At 45.3% G+C, this 24,646-nt stretch carries 19 protein-coding genes and 2 pseudogenes; 3 read left to right on the top strand and 18 right to left on the bottom strand.

Annotated features, from left to right (window positions below):
- Positions 1–55: 55 nt before the first annotated feature.
- The 17 genes and pseudogenes from ACAW68_03640 to ACAW68_03560 form a co-directional block, all read right to left on the bottom strand.
- Positions 56–1,557: pseudogene (locus ACAW68_03640) on the bottom strand (gluconate:H+ symporter).
- Between the two features lie 903 nt (positions 1,558–2,460).
- Positions 2,461–3,840, bottom strand: a complete 1,380-nt coding sequence (locus tag ACAW68_03635) for a gluconate:H+ symporter (GenBank protein XGA16659.1) — start codon at positions 3,838–3,840, stop codon at positions 2,461–2,463.
- Positions 3,841–3,956: 116 nt separating this feature from the next.
- Positions 3,957–5,498: a gluconokinase gene (gene gntK, locus ACAW68_03630; protein ID XGA16658.1), complete on the bottom strand. Its 1,542-nt coding sequence runs from the start codon at positions 5,496–5,498 to the stop codon at positions 3,957–3,959.
- 201 nt (positions 5,499–5,699) lie between these two features.
- Positions 5,700–6,650 carry a 3'-5' exoribonuclease YhaM family protein gene (locus ACAW68_03625; protein ID XGA16657.1) on the bottom strand — a complete coding sequence of 317 codons (951 nt, stop codon included), beginning with the start codon at positions 6,648–6,650 and terminating at the stop codon, positions 5,700–5,702.
- Entirely contained in the window at positions 6,647–8,974 is a 2,328-nt protein-coding gene (locus tag ACAW68_03620; protein XGA16656.1) for an AAA family ATPase, read from the bottom strand. The genes ACAW68_03625 and ACAW68_03620 overlap by 4 nt, the downstream gene beginning before the upstream one ends.
- Positions 8,964–10,157, bottom strand: a complete 1,194-nt coding sequence (locus ACAW68_03615) for an exonuclease SbcCD subunit D (GenBank protein ID XGA16655.1) — start codon at positions 10,155–10,157, stop codon at positions 8,964–8,966. Before ACAW68_03615 ends, ACAW68_03620 begins: the two co-directional genes overlap by 11 nt.
- Positions 10,158–10,466: 309 nt before the next feature.
- Entirely contained in the window at positions 10,467–10,811 is a 345-nt protein-coding gene (locus ACAW68_03610) for a YlbF family regulator (protein ID XGA16654.1), read from the bottom strand.
- Positions 10,812–10,865: 54 nt separating this feature from the next.
- Positions 10,866–12,971 carry a transglycosylase domain-containing protein gene (locus ACAW68_03605; protein ID XGA16997.1) on the bottom strand — a complete coding sequence of 702 codons (2,106 nt, stop codon included), beginning with the start codon at positions 12,969–12,971 and terminating at the stop codon, positions 10,866–10,868.
- A gap of 4 nt (positions 12,972–12,975) precedes the next feature.
- Positions 12,976–13,434 (bottom strand): arginine repressor, encoded by a 459-nt coding sequence (locus tag ACAW68_03600; GenBank protein ID XGA16653.1) that lies wholly within the window; start codon positions 13,432–13,434, stop codon positions 12,976–12,978.
- A gap of 130 nt (positions 13,435–13,564) precedes the next feature.
- Complete coding sequence (locus ACAW68_03595) at positions 13,565–14,596, bottom strand: anion permease (GenBank protein XGA16652.1); 1,032 nt, start codon at positions 14,594–14,596, stop codon at positions 13,565–13,567.
- A gap of 158 nt (positions 14,597–14,754) precedes the next feature.
- Complete coding sequence (locus ACAW68_03590; protein ID XGA16651.1) at positions 14,755–15,423, bottom strand: diphthine--ammonia ligase; 669 nt, start codon at positions 15,421–15,423, stop codon at positions 14,755–14,757.
- Between the two features lie 13 nt (positions 15,424–15,436).
- Positions 15,437–15,592: pseudogene (locus ACAW68_03585) on the bottom strand (DNA-3-methyladenine glycosylase I).
- An 84-nt stretch (positions 15,593–15,676) separates the two neighbouring features.
- Complete coding sequence (argS, locus tag ACAW68_03580) at positions 15,677–17,362, bottom strand: arginine--tRNA ligase (GenBank protein ID XGA16650.1); 1,686 nt, start codon at positions 17,360–17,362, stop codon at positions 15,677–15,679.
- Positions 17,363–17,365: 3 nt separating this feature from the next.
- A complete protein-coding gene (locus ACAW68_03575) occupies positions 17,366–17,710 on the bottom strand; it encodes a hypothetical protein (protein ID XGA16649.1) in 345 nt (114 codons plus the stop codon).
- A gap of 117 nt (positions 17,711–17,827) precedes the next feature.
- Positions 17,828–19,354 (bottom strand): UDP-N-acetylmuramoyl-L-alanyl-D-glutamate--2,6-diaminopimelate ligase, encoded by a 1,527-nt coding sequence (locus tag ACAW68_03570; protein ID XGA16648.1) that lies wholly within the window; start codon positions 19,352–19,354, stop codon positions 17,828–17,830.
- A gap of 33 nt (positions 19,355–19,387) precedes the next feature.
- Positions 19,388–19,993, bottom strand: a complete 606-nt coding sequence (locus ACAW68_03565) for a non-canonical purine NTP pyrophosphatase (protein ID XGA16647.1) — start codon at positions 19,991–19,993, stop codon at positions 19,388–19,390.
- Positions 19,994–19,996: 3 nt separating this feature from the next.
- Complete coding sequence (locus tag ACAW68_03560) at positions 19,997–21,292, bottom strand: folylpolyglutamate synthase/dihydrofolate synthase family protein (GenBank protein ID XGA16646.1); 1,296 nt, start codon at positions 21,290–21,292, stop codon at positions 19,997–19,999.
- Positions 21,293–21,614: 322 nt separating this feature from the next.
- Here ACAW68_03560 and ACAW68_03555 point away from each other — a divergent pair, with 322 nt between their 5' ends.
- From ACAW68_03555 to ACAW68_03545, 3 genes are read left to right on the top strand one after another with little or no spacing between them, the layout of a single operon-like run.
- Entirely contained in the window at positions 21,615–22,364 is a 750-nt protein-coding gene (locus tag ACAW68_03555) for a metal ABC transporter ATP-binding protein (protein ID XGA16645.1), read from the top strand.
- A 1-nt stretch (position 22,365) separates the two neighbouring features.
- Positions 22,366–23,214, top strand: a complete 849-nt coding sequence (locus ACAW68_03550; GenBank protein XGA16644.1) for a metal ABC transporter permease — start codon at positions 22,366–22,368, stop codon at positions 23,212–23,214.
- 10 nt (positions 23,215–23,224) lie between these two features.
- Positions 23,225–24,175 carry a metal ABC transporter solute-binding protein, Zn/Mn family gene (locus tag ACAW68_03545; GenBank protein XGA16643.1) on the top strand — a complete coding sequence of 317 codons (951 nt, stop codon included), beginning with the start codon at positions 23,225–23,227 and terminating at the stop codon, positions 24,173–24,175.
- Between the two features lie 54 nt (positions 24,176–24,229).
- Here ACAW68_03545 and ACAW68_03540 read toward each other — a convergent pair whose 3' ends face one another.
- On the bottom strand, positions 24,230–24,619 hold the full coding sequence (locus ACAW68_03540) for an MmcQ/YjbR family DNA-binding protein (GenBank protein XGA16642.1): 390 nt from the start codon (positions 24,617–24,619) through the stop codon (positions 24,230–24,232).
- Between the last annotated feature and the right edge of the window lie 27 nt (positions 24,620–24,646).

The following is a 24,646-nucleotide window of genomic DNA, read 5'->3' as shown; positions in this document are numbered from 1 at the left end:
AACTTCGATTAAAGTTTGCGCTTTTTATGAATTGACGTCAGAAGTAAGTAAAATTTTATGAGAACAATGCTGACAAAATCAAGATAACAATCAATCCAACAACTGAAATAATTGTTTCAAGCACTGTCCAAATCTTCAACGTTTGTGGCACATCCAAGTCAAAGAATTCCTTGAACATCCAGAATCCGGCATCGTTAACGTGTGAAGCAGCCAATGAACCGGCACCGATTGCCAATACCACGAAGGCTGGGTTAACAGCCGTTTGGTTAGCAACCAATGGTGCGACGATTCCGGCAGTCGTCAAACCAGCAACCGTAGCTGATGCAACTGAGACACGCAAGATAACGGCAATCAACCATGCAAAGATGATTGGTGACAATGACGTGTGTGAGAATGCTGAAGCAATGGCAGTTGAGATACCACCAGCAGTCAAGATACCCTTAAAGGCAGCTCCACCACCGATAACCATCAACAAGTTAGCGATTGACTTCAAAGCTTCTGACATTGATGAACCAACTTCACCCATCGTACGTCCTTGCTTTGGTCCCATTGACCAGATAGCAAAGGCCATTGCGATAACCATGGCGATAACTGGGTTACCAAGCATGGCGATGATGCGATCAAGCACCGTTGGGTCAATCAAGTAACCGTGTTGTGCAGCAGGCGTCAAAGCCTTCCAGGCTGCATCACCAACCATACCACTGTAAACTTGCTTTCCGCCGTTGTGAGCCAACGTGTAAATCGTTGAAATCAACATGAAGAACACAGGCATCAATGACGTAACAAGTGACAAACCAAATGATGGCGTGTCTTCCAACTTAAAGGTCTTAACTTCACCAATAGCATCAAGCTTCTTAGTAATCTTAAATGCCTTTGGCTCAACCTTTTGAATCAAACGTATAAACAAAGGTCCAGCAACCAATATTGCGACGATGGCAACGATGATACCGTACATCAATACGACACCGATGTTAGCACCCAATGCGTTCATAACTGCAGTTGGTGATGGCTGTGGTGGCAAGAATCCTTGCGCAGCTGACAAGGCAGCGGCCATTGGGATTCCCAAGTAAAGCAATGACACACCGGCTTCCAAAGCGATTGTGAAGACGATAGGAATCAAAACGACCAAACCAACTTCAAATAGCAATGAAATTCCGATGATGAATGATGCACCAGCAACCGCCCATTGCAACTTTGACTTACCAAACTTGTTAATCAAAGTTGAGGCGATGCGGTATGATCCACCAGCATCCGAAACCAAGCGACCGATCATCGATCCAAACCCAAAGACAATGACCAACTCACCCATCGTACCACCGATACCATTCTTCAAGGCATCAGCGATTCCGGCTGGGTTCATTCCCAAGCCCAAGGCGACCAAAATTGAAGTAATGATCAACGCAACGAATGTGTTAATCTTTGCCTTCAAAATCAAAAATAACAATAATGCAATACAATCACCAAAATCAAGAATGGCCAAACGTTAAAGCCGTTTGTCATCCATTGGAATAATCCTGTCTTAGGATCAGTAGTTAGGCCAGCGAGTAATGTAAGCATCTCGTCTTACCCCTTCTCAATTAAAAAATATCTCAAATGCGTCCCACTTATGAAACCGATTACATAAGTCAACTTAAATATTGCACACCTTTTGTAAGCGCTTGCGGGTAATAAGTCCATTAAATTTTTCATCAGCGGTATTTCATTGTTGGGATACCAGAATAAAAAAAGTCCTATTTTTTGGCTTGCTTTTTATACGAGATATTGCTTCTTACGTTGAGTTCTACATATTTTTAAATTTATAAATTAATGTTGATTTTGGGTCGTCGCTTACGCGCCGAAGCATGTGGGTTGGTTGGGGTGGCGGTGCTCCGTCCTGCAATATAAGCTGGTGGCAACGGAGTCCCATTCTCCCTAAGCCTCAGCGTGTTTCATCGCCTGCCGGCTCGAAATCCACTGTTGCTAAGTGATAATTGGTGCTCCTTTCCTTGCTTGGTCACCGGCTAATATCGCAGGAGCTCCGCACCACCACCCCAACCAACCCACATGCTAGCAGCCAAGATATTCTCAACCTATTTCCTGTGTCATCCACGATTCACTAAGGCAATAGATACTTCCCCTATTTATTAACCCGTAGATGTAAATCTCATACAGACAAGCACCACTTGGCTGCTATCGTTTTGGGGCGAGTTGGAGCGGTGTGGAGCTCCTGCTGTATTAGCCGGTGATTAAAGCGAAGGAAGGGAAACTAGAGATTCCTTAGTCAGGGTGAATTTCAAGCCGGCAGGCGCGGAAATACGCCAGGGCTTAGGAAGAGCAGGTTCCCGTCGCCACCAGCTAATTCAGCAGGACGGAACACCGCTCCGGCTCGTTCCAAAACGATTTGTGCGCTAGCACAACACTCACAACCAAAAAGGCCCACACAGCAAATGCCATGTGAGCCTTAATTGAATGTTTATTTTGTTATAGCAAGATCATTGCCATTGCCAAGATAACAACCATACCTGTCAATGAAATAATCGTTTCCAAAACAGTCCAGATTTGGAACGTTTGCTTGATTGACAACTCGAAGAATTCTTGGAAAATCCAGAATCCAGCGTCGTTAACGTGTGATGCGATCAATGATCCGGCACCGATTGCCAAAGCAACCAAAACTGACAACGTTGGGTTGTTTTGTGATTGCACGATTGACAATACGATTCCAGCAGCCGTCATACCGGCAACCGTTGCTGAACCAACTGAGATACGCAATACGGCAGCAACAGCCCAGGCGAAGATAATCACCGTGATAGCTGACATGTGACCGTTAGCTGAGAACAATGAGGCAACCTTGTCTGACAAACCACCGTTTACCAAGACACCACGCCATGCTCCACCACCACCGACGATCAACAAGATACCAGCAACTGCGCTCATACCGTTGTTCAATGATGCACCGATTGATTGTGCTGACTTCTTTTGCCATACACCCATTGAGAAGATGGCAAAGATCAAAGCAATCGTCATAGCAACAGCTGGCGTTGCCAAGAACTCAACAACCTTATCGAAGTTTGATGGGTTCTTTGGCGTAACACCACCCGTGTAGATCATCTTGTAAACCGTTGCGATGATCATGAAGATCAATGGGAATACTGACGTGATAACTGACAAGAAGAATGATGGCGTCTTGTCCAACTCGTATTCCTTAACTTCACCAACAGCCTTGATTTCCGTCTTAAATTGGAATGCGTCAGGGGCGTACTTTTGAGCCAACTTCGTGAACAAAGGACCCGCAACAACGGCCGTAATAACTGACACAATCAAACCAAGAATCAACGTCAAACCAATGTTAGCACCCAATGACATAGCCACGGCCGTTGGAGCTGGCTGTGGAGGCAAGAATCCTTGTGCTGATGACAAGGCAGCCGTCATTGAAATACCCAAGTAAAGCAATGGCACACCGGCTTCGATGGCAACCGCGAATACGATAGGAATCAAAAGCACCATTCCAACACCGAAGATCATTGAGATTCCGATGATGAATGAGGCAATCAAAACAGCCCATTGCAAACGCTTGATACCAAACCAGTTAATCAACGTCTTAGCAATTCGGTATGAACCACCGGCATCGGCAACCAATCGACCGATCATTCCACCGAAGATGAAGATAACTGAGTTTGAACCCAAGATATTACCCATACCTTGGTCACCCAAAACAGCGTTTGGAACATCCATTGGGTTCATACCCAATAGCAATGCCAAGATAAATGCCGTAACAACCAATGATACGAACGTGTTCAACTTGAACTTAACAATCAAAACAAGCAAAATCAAAATTGAAATTGCCAACATAACGAATTCCATCGTTTAATTACTCCTTAAGTAGGTAAAATATCTATTAAAAACGATTGCTCACAGTACCGGCAGATTGTCATGCACTGTGAGCAATATTTTATTTTTTATTTGCTTTTCGCTCAGGACTACTTGTCGCCCTTGTTTACGTGCTTACGTTGGAAGTTCGCAATGTTTGCGTACTCCGTTTGCAATTGACGTGCCAAACGAATAAAGATTGGCGTCAACTCACGGTAAGCTTCGTAGTTTTCTGGGTTTGGATCGTACGTGTTTGAATCACCGACCATGTCGCCGATAACATCCAAACTGTCAACCATTCCCAAAGCCTTTTGTGCCATAACCGTAGCGGCCAAAGCACCTGACTCGAAGGCCGTTGGCACCGTAACTGGTTGCTCGAAAATGTCGGCCGTCATTTGACGCCACAAAGCTGAACGAGCAAATCCACCAGTTGCTTGAACTGACTTCAAGTCACCAACAACTTCTTCAAGGGCCAAAGCAACCATGTAGATGTTGAAGATGATACCTTCTAGCACGGCACGTACCATGTGGGCACGCGTGTGGTTGTGCGTCAATCCGAAGAATGAACCACGTGCGTTGGCATCCCAGATTGGGGCACGCTCACCACCCAAGTATGGGTGGAATAGCAAACCATCGGCTCCGGCAGGAATCTTTGAGGCGATTTCCGTCAACAAGTCGTACGTATCAACACCCATCAAGGCAGCCGTTGACTTCTCGGCGTCAAACATCTTGTCGCGGGCCCAACGGAAGACATCTCCACCGTTGTTAACTGGTCCACCGACAACCCAGTGATCCTTGTCCAAGGCATACGTAAACGTACGTCCCTTTGGATCAATCTTAGGTGCGTCAGTTACGACACGGATGGCACCTGACGTACCAATCGTCACAGCGGCAACACCAGGTTGCACAGCGTTAACACCCAAGTTTGACAAAGGACCATCACCAGCACCATAAACGAATGGTGTGTCGACATCCAAGCCCATGACAGCAGCGTATTCCGCAACCATGCCACGCTCAATCTCGTATGGCTCAACTGGTTGTGGCATTTGCTCCTTCTTGATACCAGTTACTTCTAGGGCTTGCTCATCCCAATCCAAGTTGAAGATGTTGAACATACCCGTTCCTGAAGCAATTGAAATATCCATCTTGTTGGCACCGAACAAACGGTTGAACAAGTATTCCTTAATTCCCAAGTAGTGCGCAGCGTTGTTGTAGATGTCTGGTTTTTCGTTCTTCAACCACAACATCTTTGACAAAGGCGCCATTGGGTGAATTGGTGTACCCGTCTTGCTGTAAATCTCTTGGCCCAAGCCAGTTGACTTCAACTCTTCCGTGTACTTAACAGCGCGCGTATCAGCCCAAGTGATAACACGTGTCAATGGTTGCCAATCCTTGTCGAAGGCAATCAATGAGTGCATTGCAGAACTGAATGATACACCCAAAATCTTGCCGCCGTTTGCGCCGCGAACGACCTCAGTCATAGCATCAACGAAGGCTTCCCAAATCTCGTTTAGGTCCTCTTCGGCCATGTCTGGTTCGTCACGGTAAAGCTTGTAACCCTTGTTGGCACTGGCAATAACATGCCCTTCAGTGTCAAACAAAACAGCCTTAGTTGACGTTGTCCCCAAGTCAACTCCGATCAAGTATTCCATTGTAAGACCTCTCAAATCTTCACTAATCTTAATTACTTCTGAATAGTACTTTACTATTTTATGTAAAAACCTTTCACAATGCAAACGTTTTCGGCGAAAATGTTTTTCTCATTATCCCTGTACTGGTACATTCTACTAAAAAAAAGAATGTAAAAAGCGTCACAATTATGCTTCATACATTCTTTATACATACTATTTAGTTTATTTTGTTGGCTTGTAAATCGCGCGGTTATCCAACGCCCATTGACGTTGTGAAAACTCACCTGGTTCGGTTTCAGCCAATGCATTATCAAAACTTTGGATATTGGCATCCAATTCATCCAGTTGGTGCAAAATGTTTGCTTCCTTAACGACTGGGCGAACTGGTGAACCGTACTCCATCAAGCCATGGTGCGCCAAAACGGTGTGACGCAACAACAACATTTCTTCGCTGTATAAATCCATGTTCATTTCATTGGCAGCTAAGACAATTTGCTCATCGATCAAGACGATATGTCCAATCAGGTTTCCGGCCGTCGTATATTGCGTGGCGATTGGCCCCGTTAATTCGATGACCTTACCCAAATCGTGGAGCAAAGCACCAGCGTACAGCAAACTAGCATCCAAGCCAGGATATTGCTTCACCACCGCTTGCGCCAAGTGCACAATTGAAAGTGTGTGGAAACCCAAGCCCCCCGCAAATGCGTGGTGATTACTCTTAGCTGCTGGATACTTGTAGAACTGGTCGTGGTACTTGGCAATCAAGTGACGCACGATACGTTGCCAAGTGGCATTCGTGATTTGGAACAAAATCGCTGAGACTTCTTCTTCCATTTCAGAGGCCTTCATTGGGGCCGCACTCATAAAGTCAGCCGGATCTTGTGGTTCACCAGCATGCGTTGGGCGCAATGACAAGACCTTTAATTGAGGCTTGTCTTGATAAACTTGGCGAACTGCTGTCATAAAGACGACCATGCCATTCTTCAATGTGTTCGCTTCTTCTTGTGTTGCATCCCACTTCATGCCGCGGATTTCCATTGAACGGTCCGCAACCGAAACTGCCAAGTATCGCTTGCCTTGTTGCGTTACACGCGGATCAACTTCCTTCAACAAGACGTAAATCTCCATGCGTTCATCAACTTGATATTCTTTTAGTTGTTTTGCTTCTGTCATTTCGAAGCCCCCTTTAGTTCATTCAAATCCAACACATGGTTCGCAGCGACTTGGTGTGCCGTGAAGTACAAGACTTGTTGTTGGTTGCCTGCCATTTCTTGCAACATATCAATCATGGCTTGGCGTCGTTCACGATCGAAATCAACAAACGCATCATCAATTAACAGTGGCAACTGAATGCTTTCCTTGACTGCTTGCACGAATGCTAAGCGCAAAGCAACATAAACTTGTTCCGCTGCACCCTTCGATAACTGACTGACATTAAAGATTGCACCATCATGACGCATTACTTTAATTAAAGTCTTTGTTTGTGAAATTTGCGTATAGTTTCCTTGCGTTAAGCGTTGCAACAAATCGCCGGCATAGTGAATCAATTGTGGGAATCGATCACCGATGGCGGCATCCAACGTTTTAGCAACCCATTCGTTAGCCAAACGGTTCACGAAATACGACTTCAAATCAGCTGTGATAGCCGCCGTTTGGTCCGCAATTTGCTGTTGTTGCGTTTCAATTGACGTATCCGTCATCAAACGTTGTTGTTGAGCTTCCAAACGGGCCAACGTTTGTTGCACCTCATTCACTTCTTCTTGCAAACGTAACGTCACTGCCGATGGATCAGTATCATCAACCGTCTCACTGGCAGTGGCCAAAGCATTCAAATCAGCATCCCCAAGTTGTTCACGCAACAAATCAGCTTCTTGCATCATGGCTTGCGTGCGTGTTGCCAGTTCGCGTTGTTGCAACAGTTCGCCAACTGATGTGACGCCCAAAACTTGCAGTAGCTCATTCAAACGTTGTTGAAGTTTCGCCTTTTGCACCACTTGCTGGTCGGCCGTGCGGTTATTCGCCCGTAACTCAGCCAACTTTTGACGATAATCGCTTTCAGACAATTGATATCCCAACCAAGCGAGCTTTTCTTCCAAAGCCTTGTGTTGTGGCATCATCGCCTGTTGCGCAGCCATCAAATCAGCTAATTGCTGAGCCATTTGGTGACCCAAACGGACGTCAGGCTGGGCATTCAACACCATTTCTGGTGTCATATCACCATATTCGGCTGGTAAATCAGTCGATGCGGTTACGCGCTTAGGCAACTTGAAGAATAGGAATGCCCCGATGGCACCCAATAGAATAATCGCCAAGATTCCCGGCAAAACTTGGTGGCCAAGAATCAAGCCTAGCCCGGCAACGATTCCAAACGCAATTGCACCAATACCGGCGCGCTGATATTGCCCAGATACGGCAATTTGTGGGCCACCTTGTAATTGGTTGACTTGGAATGGCGTGAGTTCTGGTGGAAAGACTTGCCAACGGTACTTTGCTAACAACAAACTCGTTTGGTTTTGAATGTCAGCTTGGCGACGGGCAGCTTCACGTTGTTGTTGATTCAATTGATCCAACGCATTAACCGCTTGGGTCGCATCATCTAATTGTTCATCAGAAACAGTTGCTTCAACTGATACTGTTTCTAGCGCCAGCAATTGTTGTTGCACCTGCTCGGCCTCATCAGCTAAGCGAGTATCAATCGGCTCCGGTGCATCTGCAAGTTGCGCCGTGAGCTGTTGCCAACGTTGGTAAATTGGTACCAGTTGTTGTTGCTTAGCCTGTGATGACAAATCGGTTGATAGATTGCGTTGGCGTTCAGTTAGCGTGGCCAACCGGGCTTGCGCAGCCTGCTGTTGTTCAGACAAAGCACGCAAAGATGGTCGCGCTGCAATAGCTGTTTGTAAGTTATCTTGCGCTGTCTGCAATGTTTGTAGCGCTTCGTTAATCGGGCGACGAGCTGTTTTCGTGACACCAAATCGGCTCACCGCCTCTTGCTCCCATTGATTTGCAATTGCTAACCATTGCTCCGACCCCGGCGTTGCCAGCAAGCGCAAGTGTTCCGCAAATTCATCAGGACGTAGCGCAAAGATTTGCGTCAGCGCATCCTGATCGAAACTGAACACCGCTTGGTACAAGTCACGATCAACTGGTCCCAACAGCTCCGATAACATCCCCTCTGGGTCCGCAAATTCTTGTTGCGTGTCAATCGCTACCAAGCGCGTCGTGGTTTGTGTACGTCCCAAACGGGTTAGTTCATACGTTGTGCCATCTACTTCAAACTGCAGATGACCACCGTAAGGCCCTTGCTCAAGCGGTTCGTAAGTATTGACCTTGCGTCCTTTAGCTTGTGGAAAGCCGAACAACATCCCCAACAAGAATTGATGCAACGTCGTCTTACCCGCTTCATTCAGTCCTTGAATAACTTGTAAGCCATCCACGAAATCAAACCGTTGTTGCTGCCATTGACCAAATCCGACAATGGTTGCATTTTTAATCCACATCCGTCTGGCCTCCTTGTTCCGCAACACGTAATTTTGTTTCGACGGCTTCTTTGATTTCGGCCATCATGTCAGCTGACAAAAATGCCGTCAAAATTGAAGCGTCAGTCACCTGCTTCAAGCCCAAGCGTTGCAATGTTTCAAAATCAAACACCGTATCAGCCGTCTCATCCCAATAATGTTGATCTACTGCTGGCAATGTCGCCTTTAGTGGCGTGCTATCTAGCCGAACATCAAACACATAGAACGCATCATTCGACTGTGATGCACGCGTCAACGCTGCCAACAATTGACCGTTTTCAATCATTGATAATAATTGTGGCTCATCAGTCTTAACAGTTAATGACACCAATTCAAATTCTTCTGGCGTCCCTAGTTCACGACGAATTTGAGCAACTGCAGTATTTAAATCACCTGTCAACATTACGTCATGGGCCGTCCACACAATCGGTGCGACTGGCGTAAATTCCGGCACCAAATGCGTCCCTTGATTTTCAACCAAGTAGTAACCCTTGGCCCCGCTTTCGTTACGGTTAAGTCCTTGCAAGCTACCTGAATACCCAACAAACGGTTCTGTTTGCAATGTTTGCCGTACGTGAATGTGTCCTAATGCCCAATAGTCATAGTGATGTGCCTGCATATCGCCTAAGCTGAACGGCGCATAATCACCTGTGCCATCTTGGCCAACAGATCCGTGGTACATCCCGATGTGGAATGCCACGCCGGGCAGCTTGTTCGGGAACTTAATCGCCATATTTTCAGTAATATGACGCGTTGTGTATGAGAACCCGGTGATAGCAACTTGCTCACCATTCGTTGTCGTTAACTGCGTTGTCGTGATGTCAGCAGGCAAAACTGTGACATTCGCCGGCCAAACTGGTAAGGAATGCCAATCTTGCACGAAGTCATGATTACCAAAGCCCATCACGACTGGAACGTTCGCTTCATCCAAGCGTTGCAAAGCCGTCACCAACGTCAATTGCGCGCGTGTGTCAGGTGTTGTCGTATCGAACAAATCACCAGCCAACAAAACGAAGTCCACTGATTCCGCAATGGCGTCATCAACCAAGCGAGCCAACGCCGTTTCACTGGCCGTTTGCAAATTATTTTGTAGCCATGCGGGCACATTGGCCAACCCCACAAACGGATTACCCAAGTGCAAATCGGCTGCGTGAATAAATTTCATGCGGTCCACCACTCCTCTTAAAGTCTTTGTGTTCTATTATCCCTGATTAGTCAATATTAGGAAATACCTAACGTTGTTTCTTAATAAAAAGCAGTACTGATTATCGTAGCCAGCTAAGACATTGGTTGCTTTCCTGGATAGCTAATGTTACTCTTAAATCCAGGAAATAACGGTACGACCGTTAGCCGATGGAGATAATGTCAAAAGTCTGGTTATCGAATTGAGCTGAGTAACTTTTTGTTACTCGGCTCTTTTCTTTTGCCCACAAGAAAAGGCGTCGCAAAATTTGCGACGCCTTTGTCATAGCTATTAGTCTTGGCCGTACAATTCAGCGATTGGCTTCGTGATGATGTTGTTGATTTCCATCAACAATTGGTTAACAGCTTGCTCAGCTTCCATCATCTTCTTCAAAGCATCGTGCTTGTCCATCTCACCAGCAATTTCTTGCCATTCTGCAACTTGCGCAGCTTCTGGTTCTTGACCAGCTTGCATGGCTTGATTGATTTGCATTTGGGCAGCTTGGAAGCGTTGGAACACATCCTTAACAGCTGCGTCGGCGTTCAATGCTTCAACTGCATCACGCAAAGTCTTGTATTGTGCCGTCTCACGCAAATCAGCAGCAACTGCGTTTACGTTGTCATAAATGTTAATCATATTAATTAATATCCTTCTTTAAATTAGTATATCCATTATCGCATACTTTGGGGGCTAATTACCAAACAGACTTTGAATACCTGACCATGCCGCATGCGCACCGTCCTTCACGTTTGACCATGCTTGGCTCGCACCATCCTTGATGTCTGATTGAATACCATCAATGGCGTTTGAGAAACCATTTGATGATGAACTACCACTACTCTTACCGCTATCGCCCGTTACGGTGCTCATCTTTTGACGCACACTCTTAACGCCGAATGCGGTTTGATCAGTATTTGGAATCACTTGCTCCAAAGTCGTCTTCATCAGCGGTCCAGCTGTCATACCAAGTGAGACTGGAATCGATTCACCGTTAGCCGATGAATCGTAACCCGTCCACGTTGTAACCACCACATCAGGTGTGTAGGCGATTGCCCATGAGTCCGTAGCGTTCGTTGCCGTTGAATCGCTTCCCGTTACCTCGGTTGTTCCAGTCTTTCCAGCCACTGTGTAACCGTATGGATCAGCTGCCTTACCAGTTCCGTTCGTGTAAACGCCCATCATCATTGACGTCATCTCATCAGCAACCTTCTTTGACCAAAGACGTGTTTGCTTTTCCTTCGCTTTGACAATCACCTTGCCGGAAGAATCCACAATCTTCGTAATGAAGTGACTTTGACTCATCACCCCATCGTTGGCAAAACTTGTGTAAGCTTGGGTCATTTGCAAAGGCGTCACGCCCTTTTGTAGACCACCGATTCCCATGGCCAAGTTCTTGTCAGACTTCTTCAATGGCAACCCTGCCTTAATTCCTGCGTTATATCCAACAGAGACGCCCATTTGATCAAGCAACCAAACAGCTGGAATGTTGTATGAGTTTTCAAGTGCGACATACATTGGGACATCTTCACTGGTGTAATCCGCATAATTCGATGGTGAATAACCATTCGTTCCAAAACTTGTCTTCTCATTCTTCAATTCAGAATCATATGAGAAACCACGTGATAGCGAAGGCGCATAATCAACAATTGGCTTAATCGTTGAACCAGGTGAACGATACATGCTCGTTGCGCGGTTGAAGCCACGGAAGACGTGTTCGCCACGCCCACCAACAACGGCACGCACCCCACCAGTTTTCGCATCCATAACGACTGACGCAGCCTGTGAATCCCCACCAATTGGGTTCAACCAGCTAGTCTCATAATCGGCTTGCAAGTTTTGTTGGTCGGTTTGATTCAATGTCGTATAAATCTTATACCCATCGTTCAAAATTTCTGATTCGGTTAAGCCATATTTGTTAATGGCCTCATCAATAACCGCGTCGAAGAAATATGGATAGTTATAGTTCGAATTATCGACGTTGTGATCAGATGCGCCAATGGCAGTTGCTGCATATTGATCAGCTTCTGATTGGCTCAACTTCTTGTCATTCACCAAGTTTTGCAAAACTTGATTACGACGATTCAACGCATTCTTTGGATAATTCAATGGGTCATAGCCGTTCGGTGATTGCAACATCCCCGCCAGCATAGCACCTTGTGTCACTGACAAATCCGAAGCGTTAACCCCGAAATACTTCAGTGACGCATCTTGAATTCCCCAGACACCTTGACCGAAATATGCATTATTCAAATACATCGCCAAGATATCGTGCTTTGAGTATTCCTTTTCAACCTGAATCGCTAAGAACAATTCACGGATTTTACGCGTGATGGTTTGGTTTTGCGTCAGGAACGCATTCTTAACCAACTGTTGCGTAATGGTCGAGCCACCAGCTGACGCATTGATACCACGAATACGGTACCAAACTGTCGTCAATGCACCACGGGCCATACCCGTCACTGAGAATCCTGGTTCATGATAGAAATTACGATCCTCAGTTGCTAAAACAGCATTCACAGCATTCGGTGAAATCTTATTAAATGAGACATACGTCCCCTTTTGACCGGCAATTGAGCCCGCCTTATTATCTTTTACATCGTATATTTCGGTGGATGATTGCAGGCGCGTTTTTAGGTCTGACACGTCGGTCGTCTTAGCTTCAAAGGTTCCGAGAACACTAATCACCAAGATACCCGTCAGAATCAAAACACCTATCCAACGATTAATTTGGAACCGTGTCCAAAACGGTCCAAACTTGCGTCGTATCCACGCGAAAAATGCTTTCATTCGCGTCATCATATTATTGCATCCAATTTGTAAAGCGTTGTGCTAACTTCTCAGCGTCCTCTGCAGATGGGCTAGTCACGTAAATCGTGTTGTGACCAGCCAACGTGGCAATGACTTCTGACAAGTTTGCCGCGTCAATCAAAGCTGCCAAACGGTTTCCGTTACCTTGTGTCGTCTTCACGACCGTCATAAATTCAACGCGCGTCACCGACACAGCTGTTTCGGCAAAGCCCTTTTGAACTTGTTCACTATCAACAACTGGCGCATCTGACATCACTTGATAACGTGGACGACCTGATCCGTCAGCGCGACGAACAATGCGCATTTCCTTGATGTCGCGTGAAACGGTTGCTTGCGTGACTTCAATGCCAGCCGCTTGTAACGAGTTCATCAAACCTTCTTGTGAATCAATCACCTCGCGTGACAAAATATCCAAAATCAACGCTTGGCGTTCTTGCTTCTTTAATGCCATGGTTTTCAATCCTTCTTTTTTTGCATATATAAGTTTAATTATACAGGTTTTTCGGTTTTCTGCCTTAAGTTCGGGCGGTAATGAAAAAGACGCTACCCGCCTGCTGGCAAGTAGCGTCCTACATGTTTAATTACATAAATAGCATACGGAAGATTTCTTCAAACATGAAACCAATCAATCCGGCTGATGGCACTGTAATGATCCAAGCCATCACAATGTTCTTCAACGTACCCCACTTCACGGCGCGAATATCGTCAGAAGCACCCGTACCAGCGATTGCTGACGTAACCGTGTGCGTCGTTGAAATTGGTGCGTGAACGAAGTAAGCAGAGATGAACAACACTGCTGATGAAACAGCTTCAGCAACGAATCCCTTTTGTGGGCTCAAAATTGTAATCTTGCTTCCCAACGTGTGAATGATACGTTGTCCACCGGCCATTGTTCCAACTGAAATGGCCAAAGATGCCATCAAGATAATTTGGAATGGAATTTCCGTTTGCCCTGGCTTAATACCAAAGAATCCAACTGGGGCAGCCGCCATAAACATCAATCCCATTGACTTTTGGGCGTCTTGCAAACCGTGTCCCAACGCCAATGACGCTGACGTGAAAATTTGTGCCGTGCGGAAGTACTTATCCGTTTCCTTCAAGTTAGCCTTCTTGATGATCTTGTTCAAAATCACCATGATTAGTAGCGCTAGTCCGAATCCAACAACTGGTGACAACACCATCGGATCGATAACCTTTTCAACGACCTTAGCCAACTTAATGTGTACGTTGTTACCAGCGATTTGTTCGGCCAAACCAGCTCCCATCAATCCACCAATAATGGCGTGAGTTGATGAAGATGGTAGACCGAACCACCAAGTAATCAAATTCCAACCAATTGCACCAAGCAAAGCAGCAATAACCAAGAACAATTGTTGCTCGGCGCTCACCTGCGTCATATCAACGATGTCACGTGCGATAACCGCAGCAACGGCCGTTCCCATCAAAGCACCAATCAAGTTCATGACAGCAGCCATAATGATTGCTGTCTTCGCCTTCAAGGCACCCGTTGTAATAGCCGTAGCGATTGCATTCGCCGCATCGTGGAATCCGTTAACCCCATCAAAAATCAGGGCAACGATAATAACCACCGTTGCTAATACGTAGACTTCCATGTCTTTCTCTCCTGAAATACATTTTTACTTTTAATTTTTTATTTGCTAAAAAACAACAAAAATAATTATATCAGTAAAAACGCGCTTTCTCGGATTTTGTAACAAAATTTACACTGCCGGTTTATGGTGTGATATACCTAACTAAAATGTAACTTTAACTATGAAACGTCCTGAACCAAATACCCATTATGTAGTTCCTTTTGTTCACCAAGAATCAACTCTACTGAGTGCTTAAAGAGTGGCCCATCAAATATCACGGTATGATATTCACCAGTTTCACCACACATATCCGCCCCGGTTGCAGCAATTTCGTCTAACGTTTGCTTTGAAAGTGTGGTTGCTAGAAACTTACTAGGTAATTGTTTCGTATCAACAACTGTCACTAAACTTTTAAACCCAGCATCCACAAACTCATACGCTAACGTTTCACGATTAGTTTGCCAAAGCGGAAACACCGAAGCTAAACCAACATGTTCGCATCGCTCTTCACACCAACGGCGATTCTGTTCAAAGTCAATATCACCAAAAATAACCGTGGTAATGCCCGCCACCCTATATGTTGCCAATTGCTTTTCGAAATCAGTCGCGTAGTCAGCCGTCCAAAAATTTGTGGGCACAACATCGATTGGTAGCCCCAATGCATCACCAATCTTGGTCAACACATTTCGATGTGTACCATGAACCCACGACCGATTATTTTCTGCATTCATCGTTGTAAAAAGTCGTTGTACTTCATACCCGGATTGCAAAGCGCGATAGAGCGCTAACGTACAGTCCTTACCCCCGCTAAACGACACAACAGCCTTGTAGTCATACTTATCCCCCAACTATTTGATTATTTCAGTATACATCATGGAAGGCACACGTAACTTCGTGATCATTGATTAATCCGGCACCTTGCAAAAATGAATAAACGGTAACCGGACCAACAAATTTGAAGCCGAGTTTTTTCATAGTCTTTGAGACTTGTTGTGATAAAGCATCTTGGGCTGGTACTCCCCCACTTCGTTTCATTAATACCCATCATACATGAAAAAAGGCAGTCGACTTCATAAATGAAATCAACTGCCTTAATCTTAATTACATTTCCTTTGGCGCCTTAACACCCAACAAACGCAATGACTCAGTCAAGACTTGTGAAACAGCCGTAACCAAAGCCAAACGTGCGTTCAATTGACCGTCGTCTGCCAAAATCTTTGAGTTAGCGTAGTACTTGTTGAACGTACGAGCCAAGTTCAAAGCGTACTTTGCGATAACTGATGGTTCGCGATCACGCCATGCGCGACGAACAACATCGTTAAAGTCACCCAACAACTTTTCAGTCTCCCAAACGTTCTCATCAGTGATGACAACATCTGACAAATCAAGTTCAGGGTTACCCGCCTTACGCAAGATTGATTGTGCACGGGCATTTGCGTATTGAACGTATGGACCAGTATCACCTTCGAAACGAACCACTTCTTCCAACTTAAAGTCGAAGTTTCCGATACGTTCGTTCATCAAATCGTGGAACACAACGGCTCCCGTTCCAACTTCGTGGGCAACCAATTCCTTGTTTGCCAAAGTTGGATTCTTCTCTTCGATTTGCTCCAAAGCCAATTCAACAGAATCCTTCAAAACATCCTTCAACAAGATGATGCGTCCTGAACGCGTTGAAAGCTTCTTTCCATCGACAGTAATCAAACCAAATGGGATGTGCTCAACGTCATCTGACCACTCGTAACCCATTTCCTTCAACACGGCCTTCATTTGCATGAAGTGCTCACGTTGCTCACCACCAACGACGTACAATGACTTCACGAAGTTATAGTTCTTCTTACGGAAGATGGCAGCAGCCAAATCACGCGTCATGTACAAAGTGGCACCGTCAGTACGTTGAATCATGGCAACGTTCAAGTTGTACTTATCCAAGTTAACAACTTGTGCACCTTGAGACTCAACCAACAAGCCTTCTTCCTTCAACTTGTCGATAACGCCGTCCATCTTGTCGTTGTAGAAAGCTTCACCGTTGAATGAGTCAAACTCGATATCCAACGTCTCGTAAAGCTCCATGAATTCCTTCAATGACTCTTCACGGAACCATGACCACAATTGGCGAGCTTCCTCATCACCGTCTTCCAACTTCTTAAACCAAGCGCGACCCTCATCATCCAATGCTGGGTTTTCCTTAGCTTCTTCGTGGAAACGCACGTAGTACTTAACCAACGTGTTGATTGGGTCAGCCTTAACTTCAGCTTCTGATCCCCACATCTTGTAGGCAACCATCAACTTACCGAATTGCGTACCCCAGTCACCCAAGTGGTTAATCTTGATTGGTTGGTAACCGTTGGCCTTTGAAATTTCAGCCAATGAGTTTCCGATAACCGTTGAACGCAAGTGACCCATTGACATTGGCTTAGCAATGTTAGGTGATGACATGTCGATTGTTACGTGTCCTGCTTCACCATCCGTGTTGTGACCGTATTCTTGGTTTTCCAAGATAGCGTGCAACACATCAGCACCAAAGTTTTCTTGGTTCAAGAAGAAGTTAACGTAAGGTCCGGCAGCTTCAACTTGCTTAAAGTTTGACGCATCGATTGCCTCAGCTACTTCAGCTGCAATTTGGTTAGGCGCCATGTGGCGTTCCTTTGCCAACAAGAACGTTGGAAAGGCAAAATCACCCATTGATGAATCCTTAGGCACTTCAACCTTTGACAAAATCGTTGCTTCATCTAGTTCAGGCACAACCGCAGCGACGGCTTGAGCCACTTGATTCTTGTAGTCCATCGGTTACTCCTCTTCTTCCTCTTCTTCAGCATCATCATCTTCAAGCTTGATGTCTTCAGGGATTTCTTCTTCGTCTTCCTCTTCAGTTTCATCAGCCTTACGTGGTGCTGGATTATCCGTCTTCACCAAAATCTTAGTTTCTGACATGCGGACAACAGCGCGGTGGTTGTATTCGTTAACCGTCGCTGTATCTTCTGGGTCGTTTTCAGTAATCAAGACCAACAATGAGTGCTCGTAAATCTTTTCAACGATACCCTTAAAGTCGTGTTCGAAGTTGGCAAACTTCTTACCTTCAACGAAGTCACCCAAGTCGAACTCTGACGTATTTTCTGCAGGTTCCTTAGCCATGGCACTATCCCCTTTTAATCTCTGCACATTTAATGCATTTATTCACTGTTTTAAACATAAAAAATCACCGATACTATCGGCAATTCTGTATATTATACCAAATTTTGTGATTAAAAACTAGGCTTCCAATTCGTTAACAACGCGTTGTGCAACTGCCCAGTCGTTTTCATATGGTGTATCTACGCCACCAATTTTCTGGTATTCGTCCAATCCCTTAGCTGCCAACACAACCACATCGTTTGGTCCGGCAGCAGTAATTGCTTCGGTAATCGCGATTGTACGGTTCATTTCGCGGTTAATCACCACATCCTTGTTAGTGATGGCCGCTTGAATTTCATCCGCAATTGCATTTGGATCTTCAAATTGTGGATCATCACTCGTTAGGTAGACCACATCGGCGCCTTCACTGACTGCTTGGCCAATACCAGGTCGACGTGACACACCCTTGTTTCCAGGTGCACCAACGACAATCGTCAACTTTTCAACCGTTTCGTTTTGACGAACAAAATTCAACAACGCAGCGATTGATGCATAGTTGTGCGCATAATCCACGTAAATCGTACCGTGGTTAGCTGACGTCAACACTTGCATGCGACCAGGAATTTTGACAACTTCTAGTCCTTCACGCATGGCATCGGGATCAGCCCCCGTCAAACGTGCTGCAATCATCGCCGCGACCGCGTTTCCTTGGTTGAAATCACCTGGCATATCCAAGTGGTATTCACCGGCAATGCCCAGACGGTCAGCTTGTTGACCAGCTTGGCGAACCGCAAACGTGCTACCTTGCAAGTCGGCTTCGACCGTTTCGTAATAAACGTCAGCCTTTGGTGAATCCTCATCTTCGCGACCATATAGCCAAATACCATCACGTGGCACGGCCATTTCAGCATGTTCAATCAATTCGCTAAAGTGGTCTGAATCAGCGTTCAAGATGATTTGTTCTGAGTGATCGAACAACATCATCTTGTGTTCCAAATAATCCTCGAACGTTGGGTGTTCGTTTTCACCAACGTGATCTGGACTAATGTTCAAGAAAATACCTACGTTATAACGCAAACCGTAAACACGTTCCATCTTGTAGGCTTGTGATGACACTTCCATTACCATGTGCGTCATACCGTTATCAACGGCCTCACGCATCCAACGGAACAAGTCCAATGACTCGGGCGTCGTCAAGTGCGCGCGATAGTGGAACTTTGGGTCAGCCCCCGTAATCACTTGCAACGTTGATGACAACGCAACCTTGTCGTCCGTTGCAACGCGTAGCATTTCGTAAGCCATGTACGTTGCAGATGTCTTACCCTTCGTACCTGTGATACCAATCAAAGCAAGGTCGTTTTGTGGATAGCCGTAAAACGCCATACTCAAAATACTCATGGCCGCCGGCACATCATCAACTACCCACGTTGGTAGCGTTGTGTCGTGAACAAAAGTTTCTGGGGCGACCAACGCTTTAACACCCTTTTGGATGGCGTCAGTCAAATATTCAGCCTTAAAACGTCCCTTAATAAAAAGCAACGTTTCAGGTTCAACATCATTTGAATTATAGGCTAAATGCTTGACCTCACCATCAAAGTCCGGCGCTGAAATCAATAAATCTTGATCGGCCAACAACTCAGTAATTTGTTGTGCTGTGAGTTCCATTTATCCTATCTCTCCTCTTCATTATCTATATTATTATTGCCATTCACCAGCTGCTTTAAGCTGTTGCAAAATCATGATGGCAGCGCGACCGCGGTGTGCATAATGAACACGCTCTGGCATATCGATTTCTGACAACGTCATGCCATTTTCCGTGACCATTAATTCATCCAAGCCGTTGCGCCCACCACGCGGTTCAGTTGCCAACGTGATACCTCCACGCGCTTGACTGAAATACGTCTTGCCTGATGGTGCGGTGACGACAAAATCAGCTTGCAAATAAGCCGTTCGGTCAGCATCATCTGGCAACTGCGCTAATACATACGCGTTAATTTCCGCATCCCCACGTAATTGGTGCGCTTGAAACTCGCGCATCGTCGTCACACCAAAATGATCCGGAATCGCTGGTACAAACAACGCTGAATCATCTGCCAAAATATATTCGTCTGGCAAAATCTCATGGACTGTTTGGGCCTTTACACGTGCGTTTTGAGCCATATCATCAGTGGTCTCATCTGGAAATGCAATTTGCTCATGTAGGTCACGATAATTAATCGCTTCAACACCCAAAACTGCCAGATAATCAACCATTTCTGCTGTCTTATGTGAATTGTTCGAGGCAATTACCAATCGCTTTAACATGTATTACATCCCTTCAGATTCAATCGCGCGTAGTGTGTAAAATGAACCGGTAACCAGAATCAAGGCTTCTGATGATTCACGAACACGACGCGCCAACGTAATCGCAGCACTTGGATCGTCCGCGATTTCAACGTCAACGTTACTCATCATCACAATCTTAGCCGCCAACTCATCAGCTGACATGGCACGATCAGAATCAGGCGTAACAGCAATCACCGTATCGACGTGTGGCAATAATTCTTCCAACATGTCGTGGTAGTTCTTACCCTTTAGCAAGCCCAAAACAACGACTGGCTTAAATGGCAAGTGCCATGAACGAATTGACGCAACCAAACTGATAATACCGTCTGGGTTGTGCGCACCATCATACAAAATGTTGCGTTCCGCATCAAATTCCATACGGCCTTGAATCTTAACGTGGGCCAATGCTTCAGCGACATCCACATCCTTGATTTCAAAGCCACGACTCTTAAGCACCGTGACAATTTGCAAAACCGTACTCAAGTTATTCGCTTGGTACGCACCAGTCAATGACAACTTCAGACCTTCGAATTGGTCAGCATTCAAGACCAAGCCGCTTGGTGATGATTGTACAATCGTAATCACTGGCTTAGGGTTTGGATTCCAAATTGCACCCACTTCTTCTGCCTTATCGTGCAACAAGTGGTACACTTCAATATCCTGGCCTGGGTAATTGACGATACTTGCACCTGACTTGATAGCACCAGCCTTATCCTGTGCAATTTCGAGCAGGTCGTTACCCAACAAATCAACGTGGTCATATGAAATCTTGGTAAAGGCCACGACTAATGGCTTTTCAATCACATTGGTTGCATCACGTGCTCCACCTACGCCGGCTTCAAGAATCACGAAATCCATCTCTTTACGGGCTAAGTAATCCAAAGCCACAAGTGTCCACCACTCAAACTTTGATAGCGTATCTTCATCCCCACCGTGTGCTGTGACTTCTTCTAGAACGCGCTTGTAGCTGCTGACAAAATCAGCTTCACTAATCATCTCGCCGTTAGTCGTGATAACTTCACGATCATTCAAAATTGCTGGCGTTGAAAAGTGACCAACCTTGTACCCTGCTGTAACCAAAATTTTGGCCAACATCACACCAGTTGAACCCTTACCATTCGTTCCGACGATGTGAATCACACGCAGCTTGCTTTCAGGATGTCCCATCCAGCGCAAAATTTCTTGTAACATGCCAACGCGATTACCTGCTTCTGGTCGAACTCGCCAGGGACCGTCCATCTTCTTTGTAATCTGTTGATAAGTCTCAGCTGTACCCATATTTCCCTGTCCTTACTATATATAGTAGCTTTTAAAGTGTACAAACACACATTACGTGTTGGCTTTCGCTATAATAATGCCAACAAACTCGCTTTTCTAATGGTTAATTCTACCATATAAAGCGACCCTCGGAACAATTGGACGAATCTTTTCTGCGATTGTCCTTTTAAACAAGCAATGTTCGGATATATAAAACATGTTATTTATTTCATATATAATATGATGACAATTTCATTTGTCATTCCGGACGAAAACTGTTACATTGTTACTCGTTATTCTATTTTTACTTTGGATAAGTAAGTACGCATGAAAGGAATGGCATATGTTAAGCGTTGATCACTTGACGGTTGGCTATGAATACGGACCTGTTTTTACAGATTTGTCCCTTTCTTTTAATCCAAATGAGCTCATCGGTATTATCGGTCCTAATGGTGCTGGTAAGTCGACGCTTATTAAAGCGATTCTAGGAATTATTCAACCAACCGCCGGCATAATCACTTATGACGACTCGCCTGTTACTGGCCGTGTTCGTCGCGATAAATTCGCCTACGTTCCTCAACGAAGCGATCTGGACTTAGATTTTCCAGTGAACGTTTTCGATTTGGTGATGATGGGCGTGCTATCGCAAATCTCTCGTTGGCATTCGGTCGGTAAAGCTGAAGAAGCAATTGTTCAAAACGCCCTTGAGAAAATGGACATTGCCCACTTGGCTAATCGTTCGCTAAATGAACTTTCCGGTGGGCAACGTCAACGTGCCTTGGTAGCCCGTGCACTTGTACAAGATGCAGATGTCTACCTATTAGATGAGCCGTTCGTCGGTATCGACGTGGCCTCTGAAGCACAAATTATGGATGCGTTGCGTGATTTACGTGATGCAGGCAAGACAATCATCATTGTGCATCATGACTTGAGTAAGGTTGCAAACTACTTTGATTCAGTCATTCTGCTCAACCACGGTCTGCTCCGTCAAGGCAAGCCCGAAGACGTGATGGATGCCGCCACTTTGTCCGAAGCCTATGGTGATCACTTAATTATCATGGATCGTCATAATCACATCGTACAGGGAGGTTAATATGTCTGCGTTTATGAATTTCTTTCACGCACTCGGCGAATATACCTTTCTCCAAAACGCGCTGACTGCCGGCGCCATGATTGGTCTAATCGCTGGTATTATCGGTGCGTTCAGTATCTTGCAAGGTACCGCTTTGATTGGTGACGCGATGTCCCATGCGGTGTTGCCTGGAATCGCCATCGCAGCATTGATGGGCATTCCCTACTACTGGGGTGCTGGTGTGTTCGGCCTACTAGCCGCATTAGTGATTAACTTCATTTCTGAACACACACCATTGAAGACAGATGCTGCGATTGGTTTAACGTTCAGTACTTTCTTCGCTTTAGGAACCATCATTATGACGGCCGGGCATTCAACAACCAAGCTAACTGATATTCTATTTGGAAATATTTTGGCCGTTTCAAGCGATGATTTGATTTCTAGTTTGGTCATCGGCTTGATTGTCATTGCGGTTGTGACGACTTTCTATCGCGAATTGTACTTAACAACATTTGATCGTTCATATGCCCAAGCACAAGGGATTCACGCTAATCTATTCCGCAACATCTTAGTGGTCTTGATTACGTTGGTTATCATTGTTGCTTTGCGTGCGGTTGGAGTTATCTTGGTGACAGCTTTGCTCATCACCCCCGCTGCCAGCGCTCGATTGGTGGTTAAGCGATTCCAACCAATGATTTGGCTATCATCATTCTTCGGTTTGATAAGCGCCTTTGTTGGCTTGTTCCTCAGTTACACTTTTGACTGGCCATCCGGTCCAGTCATCGTTGTCACTGGTGCGGTTATTTTTATCATTTCGTTTTTGATTCACTTGGTGACGCGTCGTCGTATGCATGACCAAGCTACTAAATAGGAGTTTTATTATGAAGCGAGTTATTGGGATTATTGTTGCTATCGCTGTTATTGCCGGTGTTGCCTTTGGGTTGACACACCGCAATTCAGCTTCTGACGGTCGTTCAAGCGACGGTCGTTTGAATGTTGTTTCTTCATTTTCAATCATTAACGAAATTAGCCAAGAAGTTGGTGGTAAGTATGTTAATGCACACACGATTACAGCGATTGGCGCTGACCAACACGATTACGATCCTACGCCTACTGACGTTAAGCGTACGCAAGACGCAGCCATCGTCTTTGCAAACGGTTTGAACCTTGAAAAAGGTGGTTCAGGTTGGTTTGATAAGTTGATGAAGACAACTGACAAGCACTACGGTAAGCAAATTTTCAACGTGACTGACGGTATCGACACAATCAAGTTGACGACGGCCGGTGTTGCTGGTCAAGATAACCCTCACGCTTGGAACGGTATCTTGGAAGGTAAGACTTATGCTGCTAACATTGCTAAGGTGCTTGAGAAGAAGGATCCTGAGCACAAGGCTTACTACGCAAAGCGCGCTGCAGCTTACGAAGCTAAGTTGCAAGCTCTTTACGAGAAGTGGGACGCTAAGTTCTCTGCTCTACCTGCTGATGACAAGAAGTTGGTGACGCAAGAAGGTGCCATGGCATACTTCGCTCGTGACTTTGGTTTGAAGCCATACTTCATTTGGGAAATCGATACAGAATCAAACGGTACGCCTTCACAAATCCGTACGCTAGTTGAATCATTGCAAGGCGAAAAGGTTCCTGCAACCTTCGTTGAGCAAGGTGAGTCAGACAAGCCAATGCAAACTGTTATTTCACAAATTGATTCACACATCGCTGGTGAATTGTGGACGGACTCAGTTTCAAAGAAGTCTGGTGTTGTGCCAACGTACTACGATTTGTTGAACCACAATGCTGAGACAATCTACAACGGATTGACTGGTAACGATAAGTAAACAATTAAACGCCTTGGATGTCATTTTCGACGTCCAAGGCGTTTTTATGTGTCGTTATAGCTGCCCTAAATCAATGCGTAATTGTAATTCAGCTTGTTGTTTCTTACTCATGTTCTTAACGACCAAATCATAGGAATCATGAATCAACTTCTTGACCCCATCATCTGGAAATTCGTTTTTATCAACAACAATACTATTCCAGTGTTGCTTATTCATGTGATAGCCCGGAATGATGAATGGAAACTGTTCGCGCAACTCGGTATTGATATATGGATCATTCTTTAGTGTGATGACATTGTCATGCACAATGCCAAACATCTTTCCCATGATATCGAAATAGTAAGTTTCCCAGTCATCACGCCAATACGCCTTGGCCCCCGGCAATGAATTTGCATACGCGATTGCCATCTTTTGTAATGGTTGGAGTTTATCTGTTTTATTCATGGCGCTTTCCCTTTCACTAAAAAACGG

It is taken from the genome of Weissella confusa, assembly GCA_041871065.1.
Taxonomy (GTDB): domain Bacteria; phylum Bacillota; class Bacilli; order Lactobacillales; family Lactobacillaceae; genus Weissella; species Weissella confusa_A.
This window is presented reverse-complemented; position numbering and strand designations above follow the sequence as displayed.

Bases quoted from the DNA above. Each gene is read 5' to 3' on its own strand.
- ACAW68_03635 (XGA16659.1), bottom strand. From the start codon at position 3,840: ATGGAATTCGTTATGTTGGCAATTTCAATTTTGATTTTGCTTGTTTTG.
- gntK (XGA16658.1), bottom strand. From the start codon at position 5,498: ATGGAATACTTGATCGGAGTTGACTTGGGGACAACGTCAACTAAGGCT.
- ACAW68_03625 (XGA16657.1), bottom strand. From the start codon at position 6,650: ATGACAGAAGCAAAACAACTAAAAGAATATCAAGTTGATGAACGCATG.
- ACAW68_03620 (XGA16656.1), bottom strand. From the start codon at position 8,974: ATGTGGATTAAAAATGCAACCATTGTCGGATTTGGTCAATGGCAGCAA.
- ACAW68_03615 (XGA16655.1), bottom strand. From the start codon at position 10,157: ATGAAATTTATTCACGCAGCCGATTTGCACTTGGGTAATCCGTTTGTG.
- ACAW68_03610 (XGA16654.1), bottom strand. From the start codon at position 10,811: ATGATTAACATTTATGACAACGTAAACGCAGTTGCTGCTGATTTGCGT.
- ACAW68_03605 (XGA16997.1), bottom strand. From the start codon at position 12,971: ATGACGCGAATGAAAGCATTTTTCGCGTGGATACGACGCAAGTTTGGA.
- ACAW68_03600 (XGA16653.1), bottom strand. From the start codon at position 13,434: ATGGCATTAAAGAAGCAAGAACGCCAAGCGTTGATTTTGGATATTTTG.
- ACAW68_03595 (XGA16652.1), bottom strand. From the start codon at position 14,596: ATGGAAGTCTACGTATTAGCAACGGTGGTTATTATCGTTGCCCTGATT.
- argS (XGA16650.1), bottom strand. From the start codon at position 17,362: ATGGACTACAAGAATCAAGTGGCTCAAGCCGTCGCTGCGGTTGTGCCT.
- ACAW68_03575 (XGA16649.1), bottom strand. From the start codon at position 17,710: ATGGCTAAGGAACCTGCAGAAAATACGTCAGAGTTCGACTTGGGTGAC.
- ACAW68_03570 (XGA16648.1), bottom strand. From the start codon at position 19,354: ATGGAACTCACAGCACAACAAATTACTGAGTTGTTGGCCGATCAAGAT.
- ACAW68_03565 (XGA16647.1), bottom strand. From the start codon at position 19,993: ATGTTAAAGCGATTGGTAATTGCCTCGAACAATTCACATAAGACAGCA.
- ACAW68_03560 (XGA16646.1), bottom strand. From the start codon at position 21,292: ATGGGTACAGCTGAGACTTATCAACAGATTACAAAGAAGATGGACGGT.
- ACAW68_03555 (XGA16645.1), top strand. From the start codon at position 21,615: ATGTTAAGCGTTGATCACTTGACGGTTGGCTATGAATACGGACCTGTT.
- ACAW68_03550 (XGA16644.1), top strand. From the start codon at position 22,366: ATGTCTGCGTTTATGAATTTCTTTCACGCACTCGGCGAATATACCTTT.
- ACAW68_03545 (XGA16643.1), top strand. From the start codon at position 23,225: ATGAAGCGAGTTATTGGGATTATTGTTGCTATCGCTGTTATTGCCGGT.
- ACAW68_03540 (XGA16642.1), bottom strand. From the start codon at position 24,619: ATGAATAAAACAGATAAACTCCAACCATTACAAAAGATGGCAATCGCG.